Origin of the sequence: Nostoc sp. FACHB-110, from assembly GCF_014697425.1 — a bacterium.
GTDB lineage: Bacteria > Cyanobacteriota > Cyanobacteriia > Cyanobacteriales > Nostocaceae > Nostoc_B.
This window is the reverse complement of sequence record NZ_JACJRU010000074.1, coordinates 1-12,874: the sequence shown is the minus strand read 5'-3', so window position 1 is coordinate 12,874 and position 12,874 is coordinate 1. Positions and strand designations below refer to the sequence as shown.

Sequence of the window (12,874 nt, the reverse complement as noted above, 5' to 3'; positions counted from 1 at the left end):
GAATCGCTTGTGGACAAGAAGTAGCCGTCTACCTTGGACGAAGCAAGAAGAAAACGTTAACCCAATCAACTTTCTTTGAGTAAGTTTAAGTAAGTTTTTCGGAGCAGTTATGTATGATATCGTGTTCGGTAAAAGACCTATCATCAAAGACGCAGGGTGCAGGGTCTTACAAGTGTAGGTTTTTCAGCTAGTAATGAGTAAAGCTAGTTAAACTAATTTTCCAAAGCCACAACTATTTCCCATAACTTGGGGTTATTCAGTAGATTTACGAAAATATTATGGCAAAGGGTAAAAAAAGCAATCTGCGGTGGATTAAAGAAACACTTGAACTAAAACCTGATCATCGTTGGGAATCACCATCAGGTTACAAAATTTTTGTCGCTAATCGAGGGGCTGTTCGCTTCAATGTTCCTCAAAATTGGGTTTTTGAGCCACAAGAGAAATCGTTTAAATTTCTCGATCAAAAACCGCCTAAAGATGATTGTTGTTTGGAGGTATCTTTTAATCAACTACCTCCTAATGACTGGAGTGAGTTTCCTTTAAAACGTACCTTAAGAAAAGTCATCGATGAAGACAGCCGTAATGTAATTGAGAAGAGTAAAATTTATACGGTTCAGCGTCAAACAGCAAGAATTGTCTGGGCAGAAATTAAGTTTATTGATACCCAAGCAGAACCAAGAGAGGCTTATTCGCGTATTTGTATTGGTTTAGGCTCAAATGTGCAATGCTTAATTACATTTGATTATTGGGTAGATCAAGCAGAGCAGCTAACACCTGTGTGGGATGAAGTTATACGTAGTCTCACCCTAGGATTGTATATCCGCGATCCCCGCACTGGGTTGGCTTTTCCAGACTGAACCATCCCTTTGCAACTCATACATCCATAGGATTCATCGGCAGAGGAAAATACAAAAATTAATATTTAAAAAATAAAAAGCACCTACATCCAGGTGCTTTTTCATAATCAGGAAATTCAAGTGTTCAGAAATCTTTTAAGTCCGATAAGTATTAGTCCTCGGACTACGTACTCCAGCAACAGCACCTATTAATGAAGCGGCTAAACTTAATAAAGAACCGAGTACAAACCACCATAACGCTCTAGAAGTGGCAGCAGCAGCATCACGAGTTTGTTGAGCAGTGACATTAGGTACGTTTTGGGGAATAGCTGCGCCACCTTGTTGTACTTGGTTAATCACTTCCCCAGCGTTAGAAGCAGCAATACCAAAAGCACCAGATACACCACTGGCGAGCAACCAAGAGCTAAGTGCTAAAGTAGTAGCCCACAAAATTGCCCCATTGAGCAAAGCCGTATTACGATTCATCGGGCCGCAAGCACGGCTCGTTATCCAACCACCAATGAATAAAGAAAGCAATAATGCTACAGTTGACCAAATTCCTACATTACCAGCCACATCAGGTGCTATTGTTCTGGGCGCTCCTGAATCTGCTACTCTACCTGCACCGATGGCTGCAAAGAAAGCACTCAAGATTAATTGAGTAGCTAAGGCAATTAACACACCAGAAATTATAGGCCCCCAGCGAACGCGGTCATGATATTCGGCCGCTCTACCTACTACCGCAGGTTCAGCAGCAATATCATCACCTGTGCGATTTACGTATGACATAGTTTATTTTCTCCCTTACTTTTTAAGTAAAGTTTTCACTATATTTTGTGCTTACGCTTAAAATTAAATTGCTCTTTTCACTTTTTAATATCTATCAACAGAAAGAGTTAGTTAATCTACCTTGAGTAAGAATAAATATTAAATTAAGAATTGCCTATTTAATTGCAACAATCTCGATATTTTAATTTTTTTTAAGTTTTAAATATCTAGGGCAATTTTTTCAACTTAACTTTAGCGAAATTCAAATTAATAACTAATAGGTAATTATCCAGAAAATGTTACCTATTAGCTATTTTCCAACTTTTATCAAAAGTTTATGCCTGGAAGTTGGAAAGTTAACGCATTCTCACGGCCGTTCCTGTGGCAGTAATCAGCATTAACACTCCTGATTGATCGACATTAATTGTACCCGTATCAATTTCAATCCCAATTACTGCATTGGCTCCTAGGCGCTGCGCTCGTTGCTCTAACTCGGCTATGGCTTTTCTTTGACCTTCTTCAAATAAGCGTTCGTAGCTACCAGTGCGTCCACCAATTACATCCCGAATGCTGGCCAAAAAATCCCGTAAGAAATTGCTGCCGTAGACAACTTCTGCAGTCACTATACCTAAATAGGAATCAATCACCGCTCCTTGAATCACATCTGTGGTAGTTAAAATCATAAATTGCCCTCAAAGATAGTAAATAATATAACAACTGATAACTCTGATTTTATTTTACAAACATATAAATCTTGAGGTGCATTTCCAAAGTCATAGATATTTTTAGATATTTTTGGCGATGAATTTTATTGATTTTAATATAACGGCTAATAAATACATAATACTTTGATGATATATTACCTATTTCATCTACTTTCTAGCCTCTAGCTTAAGCACCTCTAGTTTCTCTCCTTAAAAGGGGTACTACGTCCAACTGAAAAACCATGTATATTTCCTAAATTAAGGAATATATCAATGCTGAAAAAATTAGATAGGCTGAATAGGTAATTTAAAAAATGACTACAGCAGATAAATTGATTGTTAGCTAGATTTAGATAGTAATTATCTATACAAATTTTCCAATTAAAACCTGTATAAATAGGAATATAAGCACTTTGCAAAAAAAATAGATGTGCTATGGCTAACAAATTGACCGCGATGTGGAGTATACTTAAGCAGCAATACTGATAGAGCTATAATTCCGTAGAAACTCTGGCAATATTATTTGATTTTTAAACTACTAGTAGTGATAGAGAAGAGGAAGAAAGAATTAGAAAAGAAGGCATCGCCAAAAGAGAGGATTTTTCATTAATTTCATATGAATCCTAGATGACTTTTGAGTTTACAAATTATTAATATTTTGTAAAAGAGAATAAATACAGTTTTCAAAAACCAATATATTTGTTTTAATGTACAAGAAAAAAAAGTTCACTATAAGTTCAGGAAATTTACTGTGTACAAACGCATATCACTCGTAGTTAGTGTTCTGTCATTAGGATGTAGTGCTGCTATGATTCCGGTGATGGCTCAGGCTCAGGTTGTAGTTGCACAAGCAAAAAGTCCAGAAGTAAAAGAACTATTTGAGGAAGGACGCAGGTTAGTTGATGCTGGTGATTATAACGGAGCGATCGCCATCTATCAAAGAGCAGCATCCCTTGATCCAAAAAATGCCAAAGTCCATTCGGGAATGGGTTACTTGTACGCTCAACAAGGAAATTTTCCGGCGGCGTTAATTGCTTATCGGCGCGCACTTGGACTTGACCCTAACAATAGTGATTTTTTTTATGCTGTAGGTTACATCAAAGGCAATTTAGGTGATACTAAAGGGTCTAGAGATGCCTATCGTCGAGCTATTCAACTCAATCGCAACAATATAAATGCCTACATCGGATTAGGCGTTACCCAAGCCCGTTTAGGAGATTATGAAGCAGCTAATTGGGCTTATGAACAAGCTATCAGCATAGATCGTAACAATCCCCAAATTTATGAGTTTATGGCGGCAATGTATAAACAACGCCACCAGACAAAACAGGCAAATACTTTGTTGCAAAAAGCGCGTGGTTTGTATCAACAACAAAACAACATAGATGGAGTTGACAGAGTAGAAGCTATGCTGCGGGAATTAGGCGGCTAATATTAATCTAGCTGTCGTCCTGTGAGTTCCACAAATATATCTTCTAAATTTGAGGGACGCACCATCATTCCAGTTTTATCGGGCTGTTGATTGAGATAGGTGTTAGCTGCTTCTAAAGAAGGAAAAAATAAATATTCCCAGCGTCGAGCGCTGTCATTATTTGCATCGGTAACACCCACTTGTTTCATTACTAGACCTTCACCGTGCGTAGAACGTAACTGTTGCAGGGTTCCCAAAGAAATAAGCTTACCACCATCCATAATACCGATGCGTCCTGGTTGAGCAGATTCAAATGCTCCGCATAGATACTCGACCTCATCCATATAATGAGTCGTCAATAACATTGTCATTCCTTGCTTATTCAAATCCCGAATAATTTCCCAAAGCCGCCTTCTAGTTTGTGGGTCTAGTCCAACTGTCGGTTCATCCAAAAATAAAATTTGCGGTCGGTGTAGTAAAGCTCTGGCTATCTGCAACCGTCGTTTCATCCCCCCAGACAGAGTTTTGACTATATCATCTCTTCTGTCTGCTAGTTCAACATACTCTAACCACTGATTAATCAGTCTTTGTCGCTGTGGGTTGGCTATATGATGTAGCCGCCCATGCAGTTCCATACTTTCCCAGACGCTTAAATCGCCATCTACACTGATTTGCTGTAATACTACACCAATACTCTTTTTCGCTTGTATTGGTTGTTTGACAACATCATAACCAGCTACTTGAATGTTTCCTTGGGATGGCTTGGTGAGTGTAGTCAACATCCGAATTGTGGTTGATTTACCTGCGCCGTTAGGGCCTAGTAGAGCAAATATTTCCCCTGGTGCGATCGCAAATGATAAATCATTGACTACAGGGACTTTGTTATAAAACTTGTAAACATTATCTAGCAGAACAGCAGCAGTCATGGATATCTTACTGAGATTAGTTCATCACTTGACACTCTCACCGCTAATTGCTAACGCAATGTAGCGGGAGATTCTTGCTTCTGTGAAACACGCTTTTTGGCACAAGTACCAACGAGTCTTACTGCTTCTCCACAAGCTTGAAGTTCGGTATGTCCTACCGTATTTGTTGACAGTATCTTTATTCCTTCTGCCCTCAAGTTCCGTGAGGCATTTTCATCCCTATCATGGGTTGTTTGGCAACTTGAACAAATCCACTCACGGATACTTAAATTCAGCAAATCATTCTTATGACCGCAGCATGAACAAAGCTTTGAACTGGGAAAGAATCTGTCAACTTGAACAAATTTACCTCCCTCTCTATCCAGTTTGTAACTGATGAAATTAAGCAGCATACCAAAACCCGCATCATGAATTCCCACCGCTAACTTGGTACGTGCTAATCCTTGAACACAAAGATTCTCAGCTACTATGACTTGGTTATCGTCAACTAACTTTCGTGAGAGTTTATGGAGAAAATTGGCCCTTGTATTAGAGATTTTTTCGTGGACTTTTGCGACTACTTTAACTGCTTTACGCCTATTGTTAGATCCTTTAACTTTGCGAGATAAAGATTTTTGTCTAATTCTTAGTCGTTTAGCATATTTTCTAGTAGGTTTAATTGGAGCAATTTTGTAGCAGTTTTCACCGTCAAAAACAGTTACTAGGCTATTCAAGCCTAAATCAATTCCTGATATCTTCCCGGTTTTGGCTGTGGTCAACTCGTCAGTCTCGAACAGTATCGCCGCAAAATATTTATCTGTACTTGTCTTAGAAACAGTTACGGATTTGATTTTGCCATTGACACTTTTAGAGAAACTGGCTTTTACTAATCCAAGCTTGGGGAGCTTTAAATTACCACTTTTAATTGAGCAACTTTCAGGAAATCGAATTGATTGCTTGGAATGTTTGCTTTTGAACTTAGGGAATCCAGTACGTTTTGAAAAGAAATTCTTAAATGCAGTTTCCAGATTTATTAGCGATTGTTGCAGAACAGCAGCAGTTGGTTCTTGTAACCATCCATGATCAGGCAGTTTCTTCAACTGAGTTAGGTCTTTTGCCATTTGGCAGTAAGTCATTCCCTTCCCAGTTTCTTGATATTGAGTATTAGTTTTGTTGAGGTAGAAATTCCAAACAAAGCGAGAACACCCGAAGCTCTTAGCTAAAGATATCTCTTGCTCTTTATTTGGATAAATTCTGACCTTTAATACATCTAACATCAATATAAGTTGTGCGAAACTAGTGAGGCAGTGTGGTCTTGGGGGCTTCCCCCATGTAGCTTGCTTCCCCGCAGGGGTACAACTGCCGGTGGTAATATACTACTTACCGCTACGCCTTGTCAATATATGTATAATCACGGTTTTAGGTCTGTTTACAAACTTAACGCTCATATTGTTTTAGTCGTAAAATACCGCAGGAAAGCTATTAACACTGAAATACTAAACAGACTCAAAGAAATAATCACGGACACTCTCAAAAAATGGGATTGTGAGCTATTGGAATTTAATGGCGAAACAGACCATGTACACTTATTGATTGACTACAAGCCTGATAACCCCCTCTCAACACTCATTGGAAATATCAAAACAGTGAGCAGTAGATTAATTCGCAAAGAGTTTCCCTGGTTAGCTAAAAAATACTTCTACAACAAACCTTATTTTTGGACTGGTGCGTATTTTGTAGCTAGTTGCGGGGGTGTCACAGTTGAGCAATTAAAAAATTACGTTGAGAACCAAGAACAACCAAAACAATGATTCGCTGCGCTCAGTTTTATATTGGTCGCAATTCATCTCCCGTTACAGTCGCAGACTTAACGGGAGATGAATTGCTCTATTAAGATAGACTACCATTGCTGTGGGAAGCATAGGGAACTGAAGTTAAGCATATAAGAAAGCAAATTGAGACCGCAGGGGCAGGTTTTTTTTGATTAGACCAATTTTGGGGATTTTCTTGCCAAGTACTGATACCAGTTGACGAAGAAAATGAGCCAAATTTGGCTTTTTGCCCCCTGCTCCCCTGCTTATTCCTTTGCTAGCACTCCGTTAAGAAATATGTCAGCGAGTCCTTCAGCCATGTGCTGCATTTCTTGAGGAGATGCGTCGGGTTCCATGAGAGTATTGTTAGAAAAACCAGCGATCGCAAACATTCCGAGGAAGACTTTAGCAACTAATTTGGCATCTGTTTGCCGATAAATGCCTTTATCCATTGCCGTTTGGAAGAATGCTTCAGCGACATCGGTCATTTTATTGATCACTTCTAATTGAATGCGATCGCGTAAATCAGGGTGAAACTGCACTTCCATAAAGCACACCCGCATCAAATCAGCATTTTTTTGGAAATTCCACATCCGGCGACGCATAACTTGAGCCACAGCTTTATAGCTGCCCATTTCGCTCAATTCTGTCAGCAAATCTGTTAAAATCTCCACCCAGCCACCTGTCGCTACTTCCACCAAAATCGCCTTTTTATTAGGAAAATGGCGGAATAGCGTACCCTCTGCTACCCCAGCGGCTTGTGCTAAGTCACGGGTGGTAGTACCTTCAAATCCTTGCGAGGCAAACAACCGCCTTGCCGCTTGTAAAATACGGGTACGTGTTTGAGCTTCAGAAGGAGGGGGGGAATTAAAAACTCGCATAACAATTACTGTCAGATATCCGGAACAGGATTTGTAGCATTATTGTCTAACGTCGAGTACAAAAAGCATAAAAAGCTTAATACAAGATTAACGCCCTGTCGATTTATTCACCTGTTTCTCAGGTAAGGGAATTTTACTTAATTGTTGCTTATGAATCATAGAAGTAGCCCACGAGCAGTTTTAAATTGGTCAAATCAAGCATTTGTCAAACTGTCTCGGCTGTTTATTACGTTTTTGATCATTACCAGCTTAGTTTGGGGAACTTTGCCAAAGGTTGTGCTAGCGCAAACCCAAACTGCACCTGCACCCACCAGGACAGTACAACCAACTCCACCTGCTGAAAGTTCGATTCAACCTTATTTGGATCGGGTGGTTAAGCAATTGACTCAGTTTCGCCTGGATAATGGCATGAAGTTCATTGTTTTAGAACGCCATCAAGCTCCTGTGGTTTCTTTTCTTACCTACGCTGATGTTGGTGGGGTGGATGAGCCAGACGGCAAAACAGGCGTAGCCCACTTTCTCGAACATTTAGCTTTTAAAGGCACAACTCGGATTGGTACTAAAGATTACAAAGCTGAAAAACCTTTACTAGAACGCTTAGAGCAGTTGGACAATCAAATTAGAACTGCCAAAGCCGACAATAAAAAAGATGAAGTTGCGCGGTTAGAAGCTGAATTTAAACAAGTAGAAGCGCAAGCCGCCAAGCTTGTTAAGCAAAATGAATTGGGACAAATTGTCGAACAAGCCGGAGGGGTAGGCTTAAATGCCAATACTTCTACAGAAGCGACGCGTTATTTTTACAGTTTCCCATCAAATAAATTAGAACTTTGGATGTCGTTAGAGTCGGAGAGATTTCTTGAACCTGTACTCAGTCGAGAGTTTTATAAAGAAAAAGATGTGATTTTGGAAGAGCGCCGTTTACGGGTAGAAAATTCCCCAATTGGGCAAATGGTGGAGAAATTTAGCGATACGGCTTATCAAGTTCATCCCTACAGACGGCCTGTAATTGGTTATGACCAAGATATTCGCAATTTAACACCCGCAGATGTGCAGAAGTTTTATGATGCTTACTACGTACCTAGTAATATTGCGATCGCAGTGGTCGGTGATGTCAACCCTAATGAAGTAAAACGCCTAGCGCAAATTTACTTCGGACGCTTTGCAGCCAAAACTAAACCGCAATCAAAACTTCCCGTCGAACCCAAACAAACCCAAACACGCGAAGTATCTCTAGAATTACCTTCTCAACCTTGGTATTTAGAAGGTTATCACCGTCCCGCAATTAGCCATCCTGATAATGCAATTTATGAAATTATCGGTAGTTTGTTGAGCGATGGTCGAACATCTCGCCTGTATAAATCTTTAGTCGAAAAACAGCGTTTAGCTTTAACTGCTCAAGGTTATAGCGGATTTCCTGGGGATAAATATCCCAATCTCATGCTATTTTACACCCTGACGGCTCCCGGTCATACGGTTGATGAATTAGCGACAGCTTTACGTCAAGAAATTGACAGCTTAAAAACTCAACCTGTCACAGATGTTGAGTTACAGCGCGTCAAAACCCAAGCCAGAGCAGGTTTATTACGCAGCCTCGACTCTAATATGGGCATGGCGCAGTTGTTGTTGGCATATGAAGTCAAAACTGGCTCTTGGCAAAACTTGTTTAAGCAATTAGACCAAATTGCGGCGGTGACTCCGGCTGATATTCAGCGAGTGGCAAAGGCAACATTTACGCCAGAAAATCGCACCATTGGCAAGCTGTTGTCAAAACAAGGATGAGTAAACCGCCTAGACAGGAGATAAATGATAGATATGCACAGGTACATGGTAAAGGTTAAAAGGCAGATGAAAGTTTCCATTTTCCCTAGCAAAAGGCTGATATATGCCTTAATGATGGCTTTTGCCTTTTTCCTTGCTACTTTTAGCTTTTCTCTAGCGGCGACAGCCCAAGCCAAGCATTACACCCAATTACAACTACCACCGCTACCCCCAGTCAAGTTACCCAAGTATGAGCGGTATGTCTTAAATAACGGTATGGTTGTCTATTTAATGGAGGATCATGAACTACCGTTAGTTAGCGGTACAGCGTTAGTGCGTACAGGTAGCCGTTGGGAACCAGGTGAAAAAGTTGGGTTAGCTGATTTGACAGGTACTGTGATGCGGACTGGCGGGACGAAAAAGCATTCGCCAGATGAACTCAACGAAATTTTAGAACAACGGGCTGCCTCTGTAGAAACTGGCATTGGTGAGGGTTCCGGTAGTGCCAGCTTTGAAGCATTGACAGAAGATTTGGACACGGTATTTGGGCTGTTTGCCGAAGTGTTACGAGAGCCAGTTTTTGCCCCAGAAAAGCTGGATTTAGCGAAAACACAAGAAAAAGGTGGCATTGCCCGGCGTAATGATGATCCTGATGATATAGCCACGCGAGAATTTCGCAAATTGATTTATGGCAAAGAAAGCCCCTACGCGCGGACGGTGGAATATGCCACGCTCGAGAAGATTCAGCGTGATGATTTGGTACAGTTCTACCAGCGATATTTTCACCCCAATAATATAATTTTGGGCATTGTCGGGGATTTTGACTCGAAAAAAATGCGATCGCTCATTCAAGCGAAGTTAGGCAATTGGCAACGTAACCCCAAAATTACTAAACCCCAACTCCCAGAAGTCAAAGCCGCAAATACTAGTGGTGTATTTTTTGTCAACCAGCCACAGTTAACTCAAAGTAGCGTGCTGATAGGACATTTGGGCGGCAAATTCGATAGTCCTGATTATGCTGCCTTGGATGTATTGAATGGCGTGTTCAATGGGTTTGGTGGACGTTTATTTAATGAAGTGCGATCGCGTCAAGGTTTAGCTTACTCTGTATATGGTTACTGGAGTCCCCGCTTTGACTATCCGGGAATTTTCTTAGCTGGCGGACAAACCCGTTCTGATGCTACCGTGCAGTTTGTCAAATCCTTACAAGCGGAAATTAAACGCATTCAAGCGCAACCAGTTTCCCCCCAAGAATTAGCTTTTGCCAAAGAATCTACCTTAAATTCTTTCGTCTTCAACTTTCAAGACCCTGCCCAAACCTTATCGCGGTTGATGCGCTATGAATATTACGGCTACCCCGCAGACTTTTTGTTTCGCTATCAAAAAGCCGTCGCCGCTACCACAGCAGCAGATGTGCAACGCGTAGCCAAACAATATCTCAAACCAGACAACTTAGTAACTTTAGTTGTAGGGAATCAAACCACAATTCAACCACCATTAACAGGGTTAGCCAAACAAGTAACACCCATAGATGTAACAATTCCTGGCGTATAACCACAAGCTAAGAATTAATTTCTGTAGAGATGTTGCCATACAACGTCTCTACTTAAATAAGGTTTAGATGTAGCAATTCCCAATTACTATCGACAATCTTCCGTAATGCGCGTATGATTTCTATATCAGCTTGATGATTGACAAACCGAAGCGGGGTCAAAAAACCTGGGGGATTTGTCAAAATCGCCAGAACCATGACAATGTAATAATTGCAGCGTTTCAACTATTAGGGAAGTTGAGAATTAGTCGCAACTATAGCGGCTGAAATCGACCTTTTTTTGAGATTCGTCAAAATGCTTCCCAGGAAGCTGTCTCTGTAACAGTTTCAGCACCGAGCAGTTTCGTTTCCAAACCCAATTTCCCCGCAAGATATTGGTTATACAACTTAGGAGTTAAGAGTTGAAGAGTTTGTTTCGTTTCCAAACCCAATTTCCCCGCAAGATATTGGCTGTAAAGCTCCATCTTCAGAACAAACCAACTGAGTTTCGTTTCCAAACCCAATTTCCCCGCAAGATATTGTGACAACGGGGAACTCGAATTTACCACCAGCGTTAAAGTTTCGTTTCCAAACCCAATTTCCCCGCAAGATATTGATCACCAACGACAAAAAACTAACGCGACAAACGGTGCGTTTCGTTTCCAAACCCAATTTCCCCGCAAGATATTGGCCAATTTCCCAATTGAAATAAACATAGAGGATAGCGACCCGTTTCGTTTCCAAACCCAATTTCCCCGCAAGATATTGGCCAAGGGTATAAAGGGGCAGGGGGGTGGCACACTGGTTTCGTTTCCAAACCCAATTTCCCCGCAAGATATTGCATAATTGCGGCAGACGCGCCCAATCGCTGGCAGGTTTCGTTTCCAAACCCAATTTCCCCGCAAGATATTGTGTTTAGGCACTCGGATGACTGCCGATGATATCTACTGTAGTTTCGTTTCCAAACCCAATTTCCCCGCAAGATATTGACTTTCATTGGCGTATTCAGCATTAATCTGGGCATCAAGTTTCGTTTCCAAACCCAATTTCCCCGCAAGATATTGATACCAAAGTAGTCATATTGGTACGACTATAAAAGAGAGTTTCGTTTCCAAACCCAATTTCCCCGCAAGATATTGTTGAACTCATTAATTGGTGCAAACAGCTAGGGATTAGTTTCGTTTCCAAACCCAATTTCCCCGCAAGATATTGCGGCTAATAATGCTCTCAGCGAAGGGCTGACTACAAGTTTCGTTTCCAAACCCAATTTCCCCGCAAGATATTGCGAAGAAGAGGAAACCACAGAAGACTACCCAGAGTTCTAAGTTTCGTTTCCAAACCCAATTTCCCCGCAAGATATTGACCTAGAGCGAGAAAGATTGTTCTCTGAAGAATGTGGTTTCGTTTCCAAACCCAATTTCCCCGCAAGATATTGCTGAGTCAGCACTATCGACAGAGGACTGCCGATACTAGAGTTTCGTTTCCAAACCCAATTTCCCCGCAAGATATTGAGCTCATCTACACCGTGTATCAGACGAATGGTACAACGGGGGTTTCGTTTCCAAACCCAATTTCCCCGCAAGATATTGAACAACATAACGTCATCTGTGGTGCATCCACACCAGGTTTCGTTTCCAAACCCAATTTCCCCGCAAGATATTACGTAACTTAGCACACTGGTATCAGATGACCTATGAGGTTTCGTTTCCAAACCCAATTTCCCCGCAAGATATCCAACTAATATGACTAATTCCTTTGGCGGTTTCTTAGGGTTTCGTTTCCAAACCCAATTTCCCCGCAAGGGGACTACCAGTAGACGAGGGCATATCTCCCACATGGGGAAAGTTTCGTTTCCAAACCCAATTTCCCCGCAAGGGGACTGAAACCGGCTTTTTTGTGCTATTCTCCCAAATGATAAGCCGTTTCGTTTCCAAACCCAATTTCCCCGCAAGGGGACTGAAACGCTTCAAAATAATCTTGATAGTCGAACTGGTCAATTAAGGTTTCCAAACCCAATTTCCCCGCAAGGGGACTGAAAAATTTTCTTTCAGTTAACTAAAGCATTGACCAAAAGAATGGGATACAAGCCCCGTCGTTCTACGACGGCTTTTCTTGGTTTCTGATGTACTCCTTTAGGATCTCTAATGGCGCACCCCCTAAGGATACAGCAAGCCCTAACTAGGACTCCACAAGGCTTCTTTGTGGGGTTTCTTGTATCCGGCTTGTCCATACCTGCGACTAGAAACACCTTTCAAAGCATTAACAATTT

At 41.2% G+C, this 12,874-nt stretch carries 10 protein-coding genes, 1 pseudogene and 1 CRISPR repeat array; of the genes and pseudogenes, 5 read left to right on the top strand and 6 right to left on the bottom strand.

What is annotated here, in order from left to right; all coding sequences use genetic code 11:
• Positions 1-278: 278 nt before the first annotated feature.
• Positions 279-857: a hypothetical protein gene (locus H6G69_RS32865; RefSeq protein WP_190693876.1), complete on the top strand. Its 579-nt coding sequence runs from the start codon at positions 279-281 to the stop codon at positions 855-857.
• Positions 858-992: 135 nt separating this feature from the next.
• Here H6G69_RS32865 and H6G69_RS32860 read toward each other — a convergent pair whose 3' ends face one another.
• Together H6G69_RS32860 and H6G69_RS32855 are read right to left on the bottom strand one after the other, a co-directional pair.
• Positions 993-1,625 carry a hypothetical protein gene (locus tag H6G69_RS32860; protein WP_190693874.1) on the bottom strand — a complete coding sequence of 211 codons (633 nt, stop codon included), beginning with the start codon at positions 1,623-1,625 and terminating at the stop codon, positions 993-995.
• Between the two features lie 335 nt (positions 1,626-1,960).
• Complete coding sequence (locus tag H6G69_RS32855) at positions 1,961-2,287, bottom strand: YbjQ family protein (RefSeq protein ID WP_190693872.1); 327 nt, start codon at positions 2,285-2,287, stop codon at positions 1,961-1,963.
• A 772-nt stretch (positions 2,288-3,059) separates the two neighbouring features.
• Between H6G69_RS32855 and H6G69_RS32850 the strand changes: the two genes are divergently transcribed.
• Positions 3,060-3,740: a tetratricopeptide repeat protein gene (locus H6G69_RS32850; RefSeq protein ID WP_190693871.1), complete on the top strand. Its 681-nt coding sequence runs from the start codon at positions 3,060-3,062 to the stop codon at positions 3,738-3,740.
• A 2-nt stretch (positions 3,741-3,742) separates the two neighbouring features.
• On the opposite strand, the gene H6G69_RS32845 is transcribed toward H6G69_RS32850, so the two are convergent.
• Positions 3,743-4,645: an ABC transporter ATP-binding protein gene (locus H6G69_RS32845; RefSeq protein WP_190693869.1), complete on the bottom strand. Its 903-nt coding sequence runs from the start codon at positions 4,643-4,645 to the stop codon at positions 3,743-3,745.
• A gap of 50 nt (positions 4,646-4,695) precedes the next feature.
• The gene (locus H6G69_RS32840) at positions 4,696-5,901 is read right to left on the bottom strand and encodes an RNA-guided endonuclease TnpB family protein (protein ID WP_190693867.1); all 1,206 of its coding nucleotides are present in this window, start codon (positions 5,899-5,901) and stop codon (positions 4,696-4,698) included.
• A gap of 126 nt (positions 5,902-6,027) precedes the next feature.
• Between H6G69_RS32840 and tnpA the strand changes: the two genes are divergently transcribed.
• Positions 6,028-6,435 (top strand): IS200/IS605 family transposase, encoded by a 408-nt coding sequence (gene tnpA / locus H6G69_RS32835; RefSeq protein WP_190693865.1) that lies wholly within the window; start codon positions 6,028-6,030, stop codon positions 6,433-6,435.
• Positions 6,436-6,701: 266 nt separating this feature from the next.
• On the opposite strand, the gene H6G69_RS32830 is transcribed toward tnpA, so the two are convergent.
• Positions 6,702-7,316, bottom strand: a complete 615-nt coding sequence (locus H6G69_RS32830) for a TetR/AcrR family transcriptional regulator (protein WP_190693863.1) — start codon at positions 7,314-7,316, stop codon at positions 6,702-6,704.
• A gap of 150 nt (positions 7,317-7,466) precedes the next feature.
• On the opposite strand from H6G69_RS32830, the gene H6G69_RS32825 reads away from it, so the two are divergent.
• Both H6G69_RS32825 and H6G69_RS32820 read left to right on the top strand, forming a co-directional pair.
• The gene (locus tag H6G69_RS32825) at positions 7,467-9,095 is read left to right on the top strand and encodes a pitrilysin family protein (RefSeq protein ID WP_190693861.1); all 1,629 of its coding nucleotides are present in this window, start codon (positions 7,467-7,469) and stop codon (positions 9,093-9,095) included.
• Positions 9,096-9,161: 66 nt separating this feature from the next.
• On the top strand, positions 9,162-10,628 hold the full coding sequence (locus H6G69_RS32820) for a pitrilysin family protein (protein ID WP_242072266.1): 1,467 nt from the start codon (positions 9,162-9,164) through the stop codon (positions 10,626-10,628).
• A gap of 338 nt (positions 10,629-10,966) precedes the next feature.
• A CRISPR array of direct repeats spans positions 10,967-12,638; the repeat unit is 31 nt; unit sequence GTTTCGTTTCCAAACCCAATTTCCCCGCAAG.
• Between the two features lie 64 nt (positions 12,639-12,702).
• Here H6G69_RS32820 and H6G69_RS32815 read toward each other — a convergent pair.
• A pseudogene (locus H6G69_RS32815) lies at positions 12,703-12,874 on the bottom strand (transposase); the annotation flags it as partial.

Coding starts and splice junctions, on each gene's coding strand:
- H6G69_RS32865 (WP_190693876.1), top strand. CDS start 279: ATGGCAAAGGGTAAAAAAAGCAATCTGCGGTGGATTAAAGAAACACTT.
- H6G69_RS32860 (WP_190693874.1), bottom strand. CDS start 1,625: ATGTCATACGTAAATCGCACAGGTGATGATATTGCTGCTGAACCTGCG.
- H6G69_RS32855 (WP_190693872.1), bottom strand. CDS start 2,287: ATGATTTTAACTACCACAGATGTGATTCAAGGAGCGGTGATTGATTCC.
- H6G69_RS32845 (WP_190693869.1), bottom strand. CDS start 4,645: ATGACTGCTGCTGTTCTGCTAGATAATGTTTACAAGTTTTATAACAAA.
- H6G69_RS32840 (WP_190693867.1), bottom strand. CDS start 5,901: ATGTTAGATGTATTAAAGGTCAGAATTTATCCAAATAAAGAGCAAGAG.
- tnpA (WP_190693865.1), top strand. CDS start 6,028: ATGTATAATCACGGTTTTAGGTCTGTTTACAAACTTAACGCTCATATT.
- H6G69_RS32830 (WP_190693863.1), bottom strand. CDS start 7,316: ATGCGAGTTTTTAATTCCCCCCCTCCTTCTGAAGCTCAAACACGTACC.
- H6G69_RS32825 (WP_190693861.1), top strand. CDS start 7,467: ATGAATCATAGAAGTAGCCCACGAGCAGTTTTAAATTGGTCAAATCAA.
- H6G69_RS32820 (WP_242072266.1), top strand. CDS start 9,162: ATGAAAGTTTCCATTTTCCCTAGCAAAAGGCTGATATATGCCTTAATG.